Consider the following 15,093-nt stretch of genomic DNA (forward strand, 5'->3'; position numbering starts at 1 on the left):
CGTGGGAGGGTAGGCGCAGTCCGCGGGGAGTTGGAGGAGAGAGGGCCATGGCGCACCGCCCATGCGTACTGCGGCTCGCGGAAGTGCTGGTGGAGACCGCGAACACGCTGACCGACGACTTCGACCCCGAACGGTATCTGCGACGGGTCTCGGACCAGTCGGTGGAACTGCTCGACGTGCAGGGTGCCGGCGTGCTGTACGCCGACGGGAACGACGGGATCCACCTTGTCCCCGGCAGTCGCCGACAGGAGGTGGTGCACGCCCTTTTGGCGGCGCAGCACCAGGGAGGCCCGTGTATCGACAGCTTCGGCACAGGCAAGTCCGTGCCACCGGTCCGTGTCGATTCCGGTGACGCGAAGGCCCGTTGGCCCGCGTTCGCCGAGCGGGCCGGCGAGCACGGCGTCGCGGAGACCTTCGCGGTGCCGCTGCGGCACAGCGGTTCGACACTCGGCGTACTGAATGTCTTCGTAACGCACGCACATGAATCGGCGGCTCTGGAAGGCGCGTTGGGGATCGCGCAGGCGCTGGCCGACGCCGCGGCGGTGGGCCTGCGCAATCATCGCGCTCTCACGCGCTACCGAACGCTCACGGAACAGCTCCAGACGGCGCTGGACAGCCGTATTCGCATCGAACAGGCCAAAGGCGTCCTCGCCGAGCGCTGGAACACCGGCATGGACGAGGCATTTGAGGCGCTGCGGCGTTATGCGCGCAGAGAACGCCAGGTCATCGACCTGGTCGCCGCCCAGGTGATCAAGGGGACGATCGACGGTGAAGCGCTTCGGCGCGGGCTGTCCCCGCCTTCTTGAGAAACCGGTTCCACCTGCGTCGATCACGGTGGGAAAGGGGATCGCGACTTGGCGTTATTCGACCTCTGACGCCCTCTAGGCCGACGCGCTCATTCGTCCTAGAGTTTGTTGGACGGCCCCAGCCCCCGGCCATGTGTGCCATTCCGCGATTCGGGATGGTCTGTGAACCTCCCGCGCCGGCGCCGGGTTTCTCCCGCAGCTCGTGCGCGCGCGGTCGAGGACCAGCCCGGTCGGCGGCTCCGGGGGGAGCGGGCCGCCGATCGGGTCAGGTGGGCGCGACCGGGACCCGAGGGGTCAGCGCCTCACTCCCGTGAGATACGCCGAGACGATCACGTTGGCCGTGTAGCTGCGGGTGGCCCTGTCGAAGGTGCCGCCGCAGGTGATGAGGCGCAGTTCGGCACGGCCCTCCTCGTGGGGGCCGTACGCCTTCTTCGCGTCGAAGCGTTCACGGGTGACGACCTCGACGTCGTCGACCGTGAACTCCGCGACCGTGCCGTCGTCCCGGGCCACCGTCACCTTCTCGCCGGGGCGCACCGCGCTGAGGTCGTAGAAGACCGCGGGCTTCGTCTCCGTGTCGACGTGGCCTACGAAGAGGGCGGCGCCCGGGGCTCCGGGGTGGGTGCCGCCGCCGTACCAGCCGACGGTCTCCGGCCGGTCGTACGGCGGTGGGTCGATCGCGCCCTCGGTGTCCAGGCCGCGGGCGGTCACCGGGGCCCTCACCTCCAGGAACGGCACGTCGAGCCGCTGCGGTCGGGCGGGCGCCAGCGGCTCGTGGGCGGGCGGGCCGCCCGGCTGGTCCATGAGGTCGCTGCCCCACAGCCACAGGCCGCCGGCCAGGAGGACCGCCCAGGCGACGCCGGTGAGCGTGCGTCCGGACCCGGGCGGGCGTTCACCGCCGGACACGGTCTCGCCCCGCCCGTCAGTCGGAGCGGCGCCGGCGGGCGCTGCGGAACGCCACGGCGACCGCCGCGACCCCCGCGAGGACGAGGCCGACCACGGCGTGCCGGGTGCCGGGGCCGGCCTCGTCCGCGTCGCCCGCCTCGGCGGACGCGACGGAGGTGAACTTCGCGGTGCCGCCGCCACCGGCCCGCACCGGGGAGGTCGGCTCAGCGGTCTGCGACGGGGAGGTCGACTTCTCCGGCTTCCGCGGGTTCACCCGGACGGTGCCGACGCCCTGGTGGGGGTGGCCGTCGCAGATGACGGTGAGTTCGTACGAACCGGTGACGCCGTTCCTGATCCTGGCGCTGCCGTTGAGCGAGTCGGTGCCGCCGCCGTCGCGCCGGGTGAGCTCGGCTTCCCCTTCGAAGGCCCCTGCCCCGGCCGATCCGGTGGTGCTCTCGCAGCCCGAGACGCTCACCTGCACGGTGGCGCCGGGCGCGGCGCTCGCGGGGACGACGGTGGCCCGCACGGAGCCGACGTCATGGGCCTGGGCCGCTCCGGCAGGCAGGGCGGCCCCCACAAGGACGGCCACCCCGCTCACACGAAGAGCAAGGGAACATATACGCATCGCGAACCTCCTGTACTACGAGATTCACGCAGCCAACCGCCCTCTTAGCAACTCAATGCGGGGCAAACGGGTGGGTGAGTGGGATGGATCCGCCGCGAAGCGGCGGCCTCAGACCCGCTCAACAAGATCAGCAATGGAGTCAACAACAGTAGACGGCCGGAACGGATACTGCCCGATGTCCCCCCGGGCGGTAAGCCCGGTGAGCACCAGGAACGTCTCCATCCCCGCCTCCAGTCCGGCAAGGACATCCGTGTCCATACGGTCACCGATCATCGCGCTGGTCTCCGAATGCGCCCCGATCGCGTTCAGCCCCGTCCGCATCATCAACGGATTCGGCTTCCCCGCGAAGTACGGGTTCTTGCCGGTCGCCTTGGTGATCAGCGCGGCGACGGCCCCGGTGGCGGGCAGCGGGCCCTCGGTGGAGGGACCGGTCTCGTCGGGGTTGGTGCAGATGAAGCGGGCGCCGCCGTTGATGAGACGTACGGCCTTGGTCATGGCCTCGAAGGAGTACGTACGGGTCTCGCCGAGCACCACGTAGTCCGGGTCGTGGTCGGTGAGGACGTACCCGATGTCGTGCAGGGCCGTGGTCAGCCCCGCCTCACCGATGACGTAGGCCGTGCCGCCGGGCCGCTGGTCGTCGAGGAACTTGGCGGTGGCGAGCGCGGAGGTCCAGATGTTCTCGACGGGCACTTCGAGGCCCATGCGGGTCAGCCGGGCCTGGAGGTCGCGCGCGGTGTAGATGGAGTTGTTCGTCAGCACCAGGAAGGGCTTGCCGGACTCGCGCAGCTTCTTGATGAACGCGTCGGCGCCGGGGATCGGGACGCCCTCGTGGATGAGCACGCCGTCCATGTCGGTGAGCCACGATTCGATGGGCTTGCGCTCTGCCATGGGGTGCACTCCTGCGGTGAACGGGTTGGCTGGGGCGCCGGGACAGCGCTGTGCCGACGCCCCCACCCTACGTTCAGCTGCCTGTCGCCGACTTCCAGTCCTCCACGTACGTACGGAGGTTCTCGGAGATGTCCGTCCAGTCCGGCTCGAAGATCTCGACACCGTCCATGATCTTGTCGAGGGCGACCGCGTCGGCGTCGGTGGCCTTGACGTCCTTGCGGGCCGCGAAGCCGCCGCCGACCTCGCTGACCTGCTGCTGCGCCGACTGGCTGAGCAAGTGGTCGAGGAGCTTCCGCGCGTTGGCGTTGTGCGGCGCCTTGCTGACGAGCCCGGCGGCGTACGGGAGGGCGAAGGTGGTCGGCCTGGAACCCCGCCTGGCGGGGAACCAGATGCCGAGGTTCGGCATGTCCTTGGACTGCGCGTAGTTCATCTGGACGTCGCCGTTGGCGGCGAGCAGTTCGCCCTTGTCGACCTTGGGCGCCAGCTTGCCGGTGGGCGCGGACGGGCCGACGTTGTTGGTCTGGAGCCTCTTCAGATACGCCATCGCCGGCTCCTTGCCGCCGAAGTCGTGCATGGCCTTGATGAGCACGGATGAAGCCGAAGTAGTTGTTGACGACGGAGGTCCACTTGCCGTCGGCGTCCTTGTCGGCGCCGTCGACCTCCTCGGAGCCCTTGGGCCTGTAGGTCTGGAGCAGCCCGTTCTCGTCGGCCTGTTGGATGAAGGGCGGCAGGGTGATGATGACGTCGGCCTGGGTGTTGGACCGGGACATGACGTCGTGTACTCCTTGCAGAGCCTGGGAGGGCGGACGGTTCAGCGGTAGGAGGCCCGGGTGCGGATACGGGAGACGGCGAGGAGCACGAGCAGCGTCGCCGCCATCAGGACCACCGCGAGGGCGGCGCCGGTGAAGGTGGAGCCGCGGTCGGTGGCCGCGTGGATCCGCACGGGGAGCGGCATCCGGTCCGGCGGGTAGAGCATCATCGTGGCGCTCAACTCGCCCATGGAGAGCGCGAAGCAGAGCTCGGCGGCCGGGCACGGGAAGCGGTCGAGGGAGATGAGGTGACGGCCGGGCGTCCGCCCCTGCCTGCGCAGCCGCCCCCCCCAGGAGGAGTTCGCGCAGCGCCTGGCGCACGGTCTCGCGCGCCACCTCGTACCGCACGGCGAGGTCCCGCTCGGTGGGCAGGGGCTGCCCGTCCCCCAACTCGTCGGTGAGGGCGGCGATCCTGGCCTTCACGGCGTAGTACTTCGGGATGCGCCCGTGCTCGGGGATGCCGGAGCGGATGGGGGCGCCGGGTGCCTGGTCGAGCAGGTGGGCGGGAGGGGATGCGGGGGCGGTTACGGGGTTCGGGTTGTCCACGCGGGGATGTTCGCAGACGTACGTGAACCGGAAGGTGAACGGAGGGCCGGCCGGCGAAGTGACCGTCGGCGTCAGCGGCCGCCCGCCCGAAGGCGCCGGTAGCGCGTCAGCAGGGCGGCGCCGCCGAGGACGAGGGCGCCGGCGGCGGCCCCCACGCCGAGCAGGACGGCGGGGCCGGTCTGTGCCAGCTGCTCGACCGGTTCGGGCCGCGGCCGCGGCGCGGTGCCGGACGGGTCGTCGGGGGCGTCGTCCGCGATGGCGAACGTGTAGTCGTTGGAATCGCCGACCCAGTCGCCGTCGTCGTCCCTGCGCTGGACGAGCGCGGCGGACGCCACGACGCGGGTGGGCCGGGTGTCGGCGGTGAAGCCCAGCCGGACCTTGACGGTGACGGTGCTGCCGGGGCCGACCGTGAAACCCGGGAAGCCGTCGTCGAAGACGCCGACGTGCTCGTCCTGGTCGGTCCGCTCGAACCGCACGGGCCGCCAGCGCGTCCCGTCGTGGAACTCCAGCCGGATCTGGTCCGACCGCATCGGCTGCCGCTGGTCGACGAGGACCAGGATCGGGTGGATACCGGCGCAGGGCTCTCCGGTGGCGTTGGTGAGGTCGATCGTCCAGCCCTGCCGGTCGCCGCCCGGACGGTAGGCGGCGGGGCCCTCCTGGATGCGGGTGTCGACGGGGAAGGCGGCGCTGTCGGCGGGGGCGCAGGTGGGCGGGTCCACGTCGGCGTTCCGCTGCTGCCGCACCTGGGGGGAGGCCGCCGCGAGACCCGGTTGCGCCACCGCGAGACCCGGTTGCGCCACCGCGAGACCGGGCTGCGCCACCGCGGCGGACGTCCCGGCCGTGGCGGACGTGAGGGCGGCGGCGACGGTGGTGGCGACGCCGAAGGTGACGGAACTGCGGAATCGCATGGCAGACCTTTGCTGAGCTGAACACCGATCGGCAAAGCGGGGGGGGTGACGGGGAGTCCCTGCCACGGACCCTGCCACGCGGGCCGGGCAGCACCGTGGCGCCACCCCCCGGTAGGCCCGATCGGCCGCCCCAGAACCGCACGATCAGTCGAGATCCCCGTCAATCGCGATTGGCGGGGAAGGCCACGTTCGCGCGGCCGAAGAGGGGCGCGAGGACGAGCTGGGCCGCGCCCTCCGCGACCCCGCGCTCCCCTCCCGGGGCGAGCGCGACGGACACCTCCGCCTCCCCGCCGCCACGCCGGACGCGCTCGGCGACGACGGTGCCCACACCTCGTACGAACAGCTCCTCGGCGGCGAACACGGTCCGCCCGCCGAGCAGGACGCGGTCGATGTCGAGCAGCCCGACCAGATTCCCCGCGGCCGTGCCGAGCACCCGCGCGGCCTCGTCGAGCTCGCCCCGGGCGACGGCCGCGAGGCAGAGAGCCTCGACGCAGCCGCGGTCCCCGCACTCGCAGGGCGGGCCGTCCAACTGGAGCACCTGGTGGCCGAATTCGCCCGCGCCGGTACGCGCGCCCCGGTGGACGGAGCCGCCGAGCACGAGCCCGGCGCCGAGTCCGGTGCCCAGATGCAGATACGCGAAGGAGTCGACGGCGCCCGCGAGGGCCAGGCCGAGAGCGGCGGCGTTGGTGTCCTTGTCGACGACGACCGGCATCCCGAGCCGCTCCGCCAGCGCGTCCCGCAGCGGAAACCCTTCCCACCCGGGGAACCCGGTCACGCGCCGCAGCACCCCGCCCACATGATCGAGCGGCCCGGGCAACGCGACCCCGACCCCGGAAAGGGCCCCGTCGGCCGCGCCGTCGCCCGACTCCGCCAGAAGCCCCCGCACCTCCCCCGCCGCCGCCTCCACGACCGCCTCCGCCCCCACGCCGAAGGCGAGCGGCGCGTGGCGTTCCGCGACCACCGTGCCGGTCAGGTCGACGAGGACCGCCGTCAGCGCGTCGCGGTCCAGGTGGAGGCCGACCGCGTGGCCCGCGTCGGGCACCAGGCGCAGCACGGTGCGGGGCTTGCCGCCCGTCGAGGCGCGGCGGCCCGCCTCCGCGGCAAGACCCTCGGCCCGCAGCCGGGCGGTGATCTTGCTGACGGCCTGCGGGGTGAGCCCGGTGCGCTCGGCAAGCTCAAGGCGGCTTATGCCCGCCTCGCCCGCCGTGCGCAGCAGATCGAGCACGAGCGCGGCGTTGTGCCCGCGCAGCGCCGGCAGGTTCACTCCGGAGTTCGCCCTGTTCACGTACGACTTCACGGAGCCATTGTCCCTTCCGCTTGCACTTTGGCAACACCGTTGCTTAAGTGGAGGGCATGACTGGTACAGGCCCCTCGGGCTCCCGCTCCCCCCTCCGCGTCGGCCTCGTCGGATACGGTCTCGCGGGCTCCGTCTTCCACGCCCCGCTGATCGCCGCCACCGAGGGCCTCGTCCTCGACACGGTCGTGACGTCGAACCCCGAGCGGCAGGCACAGGCCCGCGCCGAGTTCGGCGACGGCCTGCGCTGCGCCGCCTCCGCCGACGAGCTGTGGGAGCGGGCGGACGAGCTGGACCTGATCGTCGTCGCGTCCCCGAACAAGACGCACGTATCGCTCGCCACGGCCGCCCTCAAGGCGGGCCTGCCGGTCGTCGTCGACAAGCCGATCGCGGGCACGTCCGCCGAGGCGCGCGAGCTGGCGGCCCTCGCCGACGAGCGCGGGCTGCTCCTCTCCGTCTTCCAGAACCGCCGCTGGGACAACGACTTCCGTACGCTGCGCCAGCTCCTCGCGGACGGCGAGCTGGGCGACGTATGGCGCTTCGAGTCCCGCTTCGAGCGGTGGCGGCCGAAGCCCAAGGGCGGCTGGCGCGAGTCCGGGAACCCGGAAGAGATCGGAGGTCTCCTCTACGACCTGGGCAGCCACGTCGTCGACCAGGCCCTGGTCCTCTTCGGCCCGGCCGTGAGCGTGTACGCCGAATCGGACGTCCGCCGCCCCGGCGCGGAGGCCGACGACGACACGTTCATCGCGATCACCCACGCGAACGGCGTCCGCTCGCACCTGTACGTGAGCGCCACCACCGCCCAGCTGGGCCCGCGCTTCCGCGCCCTCGGGTCGAAGGCCGGGTATGTGAAGTACGGCCTCGACCCGCAGGAGGCGGCCCTGCGCGACGGCAGGCGCCCCGCCACGCAGAACACGCGGGACGCGCGGGACGCGCAGAACACGCGGGACGCGCAGAGCACGCAGGACCCCTGGGGCGTGGAGCCCGAGACGATGTGGGGCCGGATCGGCTCCGGGGAGTCCCCGGCGACCGGCGGCGGCCGCCCCGTGCCGACGCTGCCCGGCGACTACCCCGCGTACTACGCGGCGATCGCCGACGCCCTGCGCGGCACCGGCGACAACCCCGTCACCGCGCACCAGGCCGCCGCCGCCCTGGACGTCCTGCAGGCGGCCCGCCGCTCGGCCCGCGACGGTGTGACGGTGACGCTGTGACCGGCGCACGCGACGCCGCCGCACGCGAAGCCGCCGCACGCGAAGCCGCCGCGCCCACGCCCGCCAAGCCCACCCGGCCCGCCGCGCCGGCCATCGACGAACTGGAGGCCCAGGAGCGCCGCCTGGTCCTGTCCCGCTTCACCTACGACGACGCGTGGGCGCTCGGCACCCTCCTCGTGGAGCTGGCCCGCGAGCGCCGCGCCCCGGTGGCGATCGACATCACCCGGGGCGGCCAGCAGCTCTTCCACGCGGCGCTGCCCGGCTCCACCCCGGACAACGACGCCTGGATCGCCCGCAAGCGCCGCGTCGTCGAGCGCTACGGCTGCTCGTCCTACCTGGTCGGCTCCCGCTTCCGCGCCAAGGGCACGACGTTCGAGGACTCCTCCCGTCTGGACCCCGACATGTACGCGGCGCACGGCGGCGCGTTCCCGCTCGCGGTCGAGGGCGCGGGCGTCGTCGGCGCGGTGGTGGTTTCGGGGTTGCCGCAGGTGGAGGATCACGCACTGGTGGTGGAGGTGCTGGAGCGTTTCCTCGCCGAATAGCGCAGCCGAACGGGAATTGTTCAGCGGAAGGTGTGAGTCCGGGAGCTCGCGGCCCCATGGACCCCATAAGGTCCCTCCATGCAACTGCCCGCATTCGTAGATCTGCGCCCCATCGGCCGTTGCAATCTCAGCTGCCCCTTCTGTTTCGGGCCGCGCCACGACGTCCCGTCCATGACCTGGGAGAGTGCCCGGGAGGTGACCGCCGCCCTGCGGGACGGCGGCGTGCGGGGCGTCGTCCTCTCCGGCGGCGAACCGACTCTGCTCGGCTATCTCCCCGATCTCGTGGCGGCCTTGAGCCGCCCCGACGCCGACGGCCTGCGCCCCCGCGTCGTCCTCAGCACCAACGGCCTCGCCCCGCTGCGGACCATGGAGCGCATCCTTCCGGGCCTCTCCTGGCTCGCCCTGCCCCTGGAGTCCAAGGACGGCACGGAGCACGGGCTGATGCGCACCGGCGGCGCCGCGCCGCACCGCGAGAAGGTGCTCGGGCTGCTGAGGGAAGTGCGCAAGAACCATCAGCACGTCCAGGTGAAACTGGGCACGGTCGTGACGCGCCTCAACGTCAAAGGCGCCCCACGGGTCCTCGATCTGATCGAGGACGAGGGTTCCCTCCCTCATGTGTGGAAGGTCTACCAAATGTCGGAGACCAACTACGGCGCGGACAACCGTGACTGGCTCTCCATCGGGGACGACGTGTTCGAGGAGGTGGTGAAGGAGTGCGAGGAGGCCGCCGAGGAATATGGCGTGACCTTGCGGGTGTACCGCAACGCCACCCGAACCGGCAGTTACTTCTTCATCGATCCGGACTGCGAGATCGTCGTCGTCGACAAGGATGGCGAACGAAGAATCGGGAATCTCTTCGAGAGGCTGGCGGACGGCACGCTCCGGCCCGCCGATTTGATCACTCTCGACAGGAACGTCAAGAATTTTGACAGTACCTACCCACGTCTGAGGAGTTCCCGATGACGACACAGGTACGCGTGGGAGTCCAGGCCATCATCCGGCTGGGCGGTGACGTACTGCTCGGCCTGCGCGCGGGCGGCTTCGGCGCCGGCACCTGGGGCCTGCCCGGCGGCCATCTGGAAGTGGGCGAGTCCCTGATGGGCGCGGCCCGCCGCGAACTGGCCGAGGAGACCGGCATCGAGGCGCTCGGCCTGCGGGTCGCCTGCGTGACCGACCCGGACCCGGCCGCCAATCACCACATGCAGGTCGGCGTGGAGGTCGTGGACTACACCGGCGACATCCGCGTATGCGAACCGGACCGCTGTCTGCGCTGGGAGTTCTGGCCGCTGGACGCGCTGCCCGACGCGCTCTTCGTCGGCTCGGCCGGTGTGCTCAGGAGCATCAGGGAAGGCGCCCTGCACCGCCCCCTGACCGCGCTGTCCCGACCGTGATATCCCGAGCGTGACACCCCCGACCGTGACGCCCCCGACCCGCTATGTCTCGGCCCGCTACGTCTCGGCCCGCTACGTCTCGGCCCGCTTGCTCAGCCGGTCGTCGGACTGCGTCGCCATCAGCGCGCGCAGCCGCCCCTGGTGCTGCTCCTCGTGCACCCCGAACTGCTCCCAGGTGCTGGTCAGTTCCCACTGCGTACGGAACGCGGCCAGGCTGTCCGCGTAGTACTTGCTGTCCTTGTTGAACCGGTGCTCGAAGACGCTCAGGCCCCTGCGGGTCCGGTGCAGCGGGTTCATCGTGATGTACGGCTCGAAGAAGCCGACCTGCGAGGTGAGCAGCGTCGACCCCGAGATGTCGGTGGGGGTCAGCTTCAGCTCGATGTGGTCCGGGAACTGTTCGCGCAGGTCGAGATAGGAGTCGATGACCGGCCGGAACGTCTCTTGGTAATAGGTGCTCGCCCGCACCCGGTCCACGATGTTCTCGTGGCTCGCCCGCTCCGCGTCCGCTCCGTGCTGCATGAAGATCGCGAGATTGTTCCAAGGGCTGCTCAGAATCACGTGGAAATAGGTGCCGCGCTCCAGGGCGCCGCGAATCTGCCAGTAGAAGATATCCAGGTCACCGAGGAAATATGAGGCGCCGGCGTGCGCGGTCAGCCGGACGATGTTGCGCTCCGCGTCGATCGCCCGCCGCTTCGCGTCGTTGCGCAGGTCGTTCTCCTGCGGCGTGTAGGTGCGGTCGATGAGGTACGGCAGGTCGTCCGTCTGCACGGTCGCCACCCGCAGGTGCGCGAGCGCCTCCCGGATCGCGAGCGTCTGGGCGTGCTCACGGCCGAGCACCTCCACGGCCATCTCCTCCGCCGTCTCCAGCAGGGACACGGCGCGCTGCCTGCGCGGCAGGCTTCCCGAACCGCCGCTGGCGGCCTCGAACTCGGCGACGGCGAGCGCCGCCTGGGCCACGATCGTCTCCCGGTGGCCGGCCCCGAGGAGCGCCGACGCGTTCAGCTTGACGATCTCCAGCTCGCACAGTTCGCGTTCGCTGCGCTCCACGTCGTGCGCGGCGGCCGCCGCCTCGAAGCGGGCCGTGGCGAGGGTGCGCCGGGCGGCGACGGCCGTCGGATGGGCGCCGCCCTTGAGGCGGACCGACCGCTCCACCGACCGCTCGAACACCTCCATGACCGGCGCCAGTTGCGCGCTGTCCTTGCGCGCCCTCGCCACTTCGAGGCGCACCCAGTCGGCGGTCAGGCGCGCCTCCGGGTCGTCGTCCTCCCAGCGGGTGTCCATCTCCCGGAGCGCCTTGCCGGCCCAGATGTCGGCGTCGTCGACGTTGCCCATCCGCAGGCTCACCGCGCTCAGGTTGGCGAGGATGCGGCCCCGTTCCGGTACGAGGCTGCCGCGCTCCGCCCTGCTGAGCGCGCGGCACAGGATGTGCCGGGAGCGCTCCAGGTCGCCGTGTTCGGCGAGCAGCGAGCCGAGGCCGTCCCAGACGGAGGCCGCGTAGACCTGGTGGTCCGCCTCCGCTATCTCCATGTGCCGCAGCGTCATGTCGGCCACGGACAGGGACAGCGTCTTCATGCCGAGGGCGCCGAGGAGACGGGCGAGGTGGGTGAGCTGCTCGGCGCGCAACTGCTGGCAGCGCTCGCCGGGATCGGGCCCCCTGACGTGTTTGACGTGGTCCGCCAGGCGGTCCTTGTCCCGGCGCCGTGGGCCGTCGGGCGCCAGGAGCATCTTCTCCGCCGCCGCTATGGCGTCGTCCAGGTACTGCGTTGTCGTCATGGTCCCGTCCCTCCCGGGTGCCGTCGCCCGATCGCCGGTGGGCTGGGGTCGGCGGCGTGTCCAGTGCGGTCAGCGGCGCGTCCAGTGCACTCTCACCACGCGGGGGAAGCCCGCTTTGTCGAGGGCGTCCTCCACCGCGGTCCTGATCAGGATCTCTTTCTCCGTCTCAGTGGCCCCTACGACGAACGGCCGCACGGCCAGGGGCGGTGCCGGTTCCCCGGCCAGGTCCTCGACGCGGAACCGGAAGCGCTTGAACCGCGTGACGGCCTCCCGCACCGTGCCGGCGAAGAGCGTGCCGTCCGGTGCGCCGCCCGCCCGGTCCTGGACGATCAGTCCGAGGACCACCGGCGTACGGTAGGGGTCGCCGCGTTCCACCGGGCTGCCGGCGAAGACCGCGTAGTCGTCCGGTATCCATCCGCAGTCGAGCCGCAGTGCGCTGATCGTCCCTCCCCTGCCCGTGCTTCCGTAGGTGTAGGAGACCTCGGCGACGCTGCCGCACAGGATGTCGTCGCCGTCCGGCGGCTGGTGCGTCGCCTTCCACAGTTCCTGCGGCCGGGCGTCGTCGAAGCAGACCCCGGGGAGCTGGACGTCCTCGTCCTTCTGGAAGATGAGCCTCAGCAGCGCGAGGTCGGACGCCCTGTCGTAGTCCTGGACCTCACCGGTGGCGTGTCTGCCGTCCGGCAGACAGAGCCTGACCGCGACCCTGCCCTCCAACTCGCGCCCCTCCAGGCAGTGCGCCGCCGTGAGGGCGAAGTCCCGGGTGAGCCGCACCCCGGAGCCCAGTCGGCGCTCTTCCCGGAAGACTTCGATGAAGTACTCGTCGTACACCACGGGCCACCCCCCGGTCCGGCCCCGGAGCGAATCCCCGCTCTCGCCCGGAAGACGCAATGGTAGCCAGAAAAGGTTGCGATGAACCGGGCCGGGAAACAGAAGAAACGAATATGCCGGAGGAGAGTCCAGATTTTACCGTCCCCCATTCACACGGAGAATCTCCCGCAACTTCCGCCGCTTCCGTCTCTTCTCCGTGTGCACTTCCGCCCGCAGCAGATCAAGGACGATTCCGTCGGACTCGCGCGACTTGTCCACCGTCAGCTCGAACTCCACCCACAGGTCGTCGTCCTCGCCGCGCCGCGGGTTGTTGCCGCGCTGGGTGCGCCAGGCGCCCCACGCCCAGTTCCACTCGTGCCCCGCGTCGAACATGTCCTTGCAGGCGTCGAGCAGCGGGTCGGTGGCGTAGATCTCCAGGCGGGCCAGGAGCGGGACCACGTCGTCGACCACGGCGGCCTCACCGGCGCGCCGCTCGGGGAAGGCGCCGGTCCGCAGGACGGTCTCGCGCAGGTCCGCCATCCGTCTGACGACGATCATCACCTCGTCGTAGACCTCCATGCGCCGGTCCCAGATCCGGTTCTCCCGCTCCCGCCTGGTCGTGGCCCGCTGGATGTACCAGGCGCTGGAGAACGTGGCCGTAGCGCCCAACGCCGTGCCACAGAGGGCGGCTTCGGCCGGAGTCAGTCCCACCACCCCATCATGCCGCGCCGCCGCCCTCCGGTCCCCGCTTGCACGTGCCAAGCCCGGCTTACGCGTCCTTGAGCTCCTGCCGCTGCCGCCCGAGCCCCTCGATCTCCAGCTCCACGACGTCCCCGGCCCGCAGATACGGCTTCGGCTCGGGCTGCCCCATGGCCACGCCCGCCGGCGTACCGGTGTTGATGACGTCACCGGGGTGGAGCGTCATGAACTGGCTTACGTAGCGCACCACTTCGGCCACCGGAAAGATCTGCTCGGCGGTCGTGCCGTCCTGCTTCAGCTCGCCGTTGACCCAGAGCTTCAGGGACAGCGCCTGCGGGTCCGGGACCTCGTCGGCGGTGACCAGCCAGGGGCCCAGCGGGTTGAACGTCTCGCAGTTCTTGCCCTTGTCCCAGGTGCCGCCCCGCTCGATCTGGAACTCCCGCTCGGACACGTCGTGCGCCACCGCGTACCCCGCGATGTGCGCGAGCGCCTCCTCGTGCGACTCCAGATAGCGCGCCGTACGTCCGATGACCACGGCCAGCTCGACCTCCCAGTCGGTCTTCACCGAGCGGCGCGGCACCAGCACGGTGTCGTCGGGGCCGATCACCGTGTCCGCCGCCTTGAAAAAGACGACGGGCTCGGCGGGCGGCTCGGCCCCGGTCTCGCGGGCGTGATCGTGGTAGTTGAGCCCGATGCAGACGACCTTGCCGATCCGTGCGAGCGGCGGCCCGACGCGCAGCCCCTCGGGCGCGAGGACGGGCAGCTCCCCGGAGGCCGCGGCGGCCCGTACCCGGCCGAGCGCGTCCGCGTCGGCGAGCACTGCGCCGTCGATGTCGTCGACGACCCCGGACAGGTCCCGGAGGGTCCCGTCGGCGTCCAGCAGCGCGGGGCGCTCCGCCCCCGCCGTACCGACTCGCAGCAGCTTCATGGTCAGTCTCCCTTGGTCGAGCGTGGCCCGGCCGATGGGTGCGGCCATCGGAGGTTTGGTCGATCGTCCAAGGTCGCTGTGCCGTAGGCAATACCCGGTTCACGTACTGGACCGTTACCCGGCGGTAGCCAGCGCCCCCGCCCCGCCCGGCATGTCCCGGTACAGCACCGCCCGCTCGACCGCGCTCCAGGTCGTACTGGTCACCACGTACAGCGCGGCGGCCAGCGGCACCACGGCCACGCTGAACAGAGTCATGAACGACATCAGCGGCATGACCTTGGTGATCGCGCCCATGCCCGGCACCTGCTGGTCGCCGGCCTGGGGCAGCGGCGTGGCCGCCATCTGCCGCTTGGTGCGCCGGTAATTGAACGTGGCGACCGCCGCGACGATCGCGAACAGCGCCAGATACACCAGGCCCTGCGCCCCGAGGAGCCCGCCGTCGGCCAGCGCGTCCGTCCACCGGCCGCCGAGCGGCGCGGCGCCGAGGGTGTGGCCGAGCAGCGCGTTCGCCTCGCCGCCGATGTCGGAGTTGGAGAAGAGGTGGTAGAGCAGGAAGAACGCGGGCAGCTGGAAGAGGCTGGGCAGGCATCCGGAGAGCGGCGACACCTGCTCCTCGCGGTGCAGTTCGAGGACCGCCTTCTGCAGCTTCTCGGGGTTCTTGGCGTGCTTCTTGCGCAACTCCGCGATCCGCGGCGAGAGCTTGGCGCGGGCCTTCTGCCCGCGGGCCGAGGCGCGCGACAGGGGGTGGACGAGGAGTCGTACGCAGGCGGTGAAGAGCACGATCGCGGCGGCGGTCGACGAGCCTTGGAACAGCGGGTCGAGCAGATCGGCGAGGTGCTCGACGAGGCTCGCGAACACGGACATGAAGGCGGCGAAGGAGTCGGAGAAGAAGCTGGACATGGAGGAGCCCTCCGGGGGTCTCGTCGTGCCGGGGAGAGGGGAAGCGAAGTCGATGGAGGACATCGCGTCGGCATGACGACCCGC

At 71.3% G+C, this 15,093-nt stretch carries 15 protein-coding genes and 2 pseudogenes; 5 read left to right on the top strand and 12 right to left on the bottom strand.

Going from position 1 to position 15,093, the window contains the following annotated elements; all coding sequences use genetic code 11:
* The first annotated feature begins 47 nt into the window (after positions 1-47).
* The gene (locus tag ACWDVB_RS02975) at positions 48-806 is read left to right on the top strand and encodes an ANTAR domain-containing protein (protein ID WP_451515631.1); all 759 of its coding nucleotides are present in this window, start codon (positions 48-50) and stop codon (positions 804-806) included.
* 294 nt (positions 807-1,100) lie between these two features.
* Here the strand turns inward: ACWDVB_RS02975 and ACWDVB_RS02980 are convergent, their stop codons facing one another.
* The 7 genes and pseudogenes from ACWDVB_RS02980 to ACWDVB_RS03010 all read right to left on the bottom strand — a co-directional run bounded on the left by ACWDVB_RS02980 (position 1,101) and on the right by ACWDVB_RS03010 (position 6,761).
* Positions 1,101-1,709, bottom strand: a complete 609-nt coding sequence (locus tag ACWDVB_RS02980; RefSeq protein WP_451515630.1) for a class F sortase — start codon at positions 1,707-1,709, stop codon at positions 1,101-1,103.
* Between the two features lie 16 nt (positions 1,710-1,725).
* Complete coding sequence (locus ACWDVB_RS02985) at positions 1,726-2,277, bottom strand: hypothetical protein (protein ID WP_451515629.1); 552 nt, start codon at positions 2,275-2,277, stop codon at positions 1,726-1,728.
* Between the two features lie 144 nt (positions 2,278-2,421).
* The gene (locus tag ACWDVB_RS02990) at positions 2,422-3,201 is read right to left on the bottom strand and encodes an HAD-IIA family hydrolase (RefSeq protein ID WP_451515628.1); all 780 of its coding nucleotides are present in this window, start codon (positions 3,199-3,201) and stop codon (positions 2,422-2,424) included.
* 73 nt (positions 3,202-3,274) lie between these two features.
* A pseudogene (locus tag ACWDVB_RS02995) lies at positions 3,275-3,974 on the bottom strand (2-aminoethylphosphonate ABC transporter substrate-binding protein); the annotation flags it as partial.
* A gap of 38 nt (positions 3,975-4,012) precedes the next feature.
* A pseudogene (locus ACWDVB_RS03000) lies at positions 4,013-4,556 on the bottom strand (GntR family transcriptional regulator).
* A 71-nt stretch (positions 4,557-4,627) separates the two neighbouring features.
* A complete protein-coding gene (locus tag ACWDVB_RS03005; RefSeq protein ID WP_451515627.1) occupies positions 4,628-5,464 on the bottom strand; it encodes a hypothetical protein in 837 nt (278 codons plus the stop codon).
* A gap of 160 nt (positions 5,465-5,624) precedes the next feature.
* Positions 5,625-6,761, bottom strand: coding sequence for an ROK family transcriptional regulator (locus tag ACWDVB_RS03010; RefSeq protein WP_451515626.1), 1,137 nt, complete (start codon positions 6,759-6,761; stop codon positions 5,625-5,627).
* Positions 6,762-6,817: 56 nt separating this feature from the next.
* On the opposite strand from ACWDVB_RS03010, the gene ACWDVB_RS03015 reads away from it, so the two are divergent.
* The 4 genes from ACWDVB_RS03015 (at position 6,818) to ACWDVB_RS03030 (ending at position 9,902) form a co-directional block, all read left to right on the top strand.
* Positions 6,818-7,969 carry a Gfo/Idh/MocA family oxidoreductase gene (locus tag ACWDVB_RS03015; protein ID WP_451515625.1) on the top strand — a complete coding sequence of 384 codons (1,152 nt, stop codon included), beginning with the start codon at positions 6,818-6,820 and terminating at the stop codon, positions 7,967-7,969.
* Positions 7,970-8,070: 101 nt separating this feature from the next.
* On the top strand, positions 8,071-8,511 hold the full coding sequence (locus ACWDVB_RS03020) for a heme-degrading domain-containing protein (protein WP_451515719.1): 441 nt from the start codon (positions 8,071-8,073) through the stop codon (positions 8,509-8,511).
* 78 nt (positions 8,512-8,589) lie between these two features.
* Positions 8,590-9,474, top strand: a complete 885-nt coding sequence (locus ACWDVB_RS03025; protein WP_451515624.1) for a radical SAM protein — start codon at positions 8,590-8,592, stop codon at positions 9,472-9,474.
* On the top strand, positions 9,471-9,902 hold the full coding sequence (locus tag ACWDVB_RS03030; protein ID WP_451515623.1) for a nucleotide triphosphate diphosphatase NUDT15: 432 nt from the start codon (positions 9,471-9,473) through the stop codon (positions 9,900-9,902). Before ACWDVB_RS03025 ends, ACWDVB_RS03030 begins: the two co-directional genes overlap by 4 nt.
* Before the next feature lie 72 nt (positions 9,903-9,974).
* Here ACWDVB_RS03030 and ACWDVB_RS03035 read toward each other — a convergent pair whose 3' ends face one another.
* The 5 genes from ACWDVB_RS03035 to ACWDVB_RS03055 form a co-directional block, all read right to left on the bottom strand.
* On the bottom strand, positions 9,975-11,675 hold the full coding sequence (locus tag ACWDVB_RS03035) for a hypothetical protein (protein ID WP_451515622.1): 1,701 nt from the start codon (positions 11,673-11,675) through the stop codon (positions 9,975-9,977).
* A 69-nt stretch (positions 11,676-11,744) separates the two neighbouring features.
* Entirely contained in the window at positions 11,745-12,506 is a 762-nt protein-coding gene (locus ACWDVB_RS03040; protein ID WP_451515621.1) for a S1 family peptidase, read from the bottom strand.
* A gap of 132 nt (positions 12,507-12,638) precedes the next feature.
* Positions 12,639-13,193 carry a hypothetical protein gene (locus ACWDVB_RS03045; protein ID WP_451515620.1) on the bottom strand — a complete coding sequence of 185 codons (555 nt, stop codon included), beginning with the start codon at positions 13,191-13,193 and terminating at the stop codon, positions 12,639-12,641.
* Positions 13,194-13,251: 58 nt separating this feature from the next.
* Positions 13,252-14,109 carry a fumarylacetoacetate hydrolase family protein gene (locus ACWDVB_RS03050; RefSeq protein WP_451515619.1) on the bottom strand — a complete coding sequence of 286 codons (858 nt, stop codon included), beginning with the start codon at positions 14,107-14,109 and terminating at the stop codon, positions 13,252-13,254.
* Positions 14,110-14,223: 114 nt separating this feature from the next.
* A complete protein-coding gene (locus ACWDVB_RS03055) occupies positions 14,224-14,973 on the bottom strand; it encodes a YidC/Oxa1 family membrane protein insertase (protein ID WP_451515718.1) in 750 nt (249 codons plus the stop codon).
* Positions 14,974-15,093 lie beyond the last annotated feature (120 nt).

It is taken from the genome of Streptomyces sp. NPDC003379 (genome assembly GCF_053589195.1).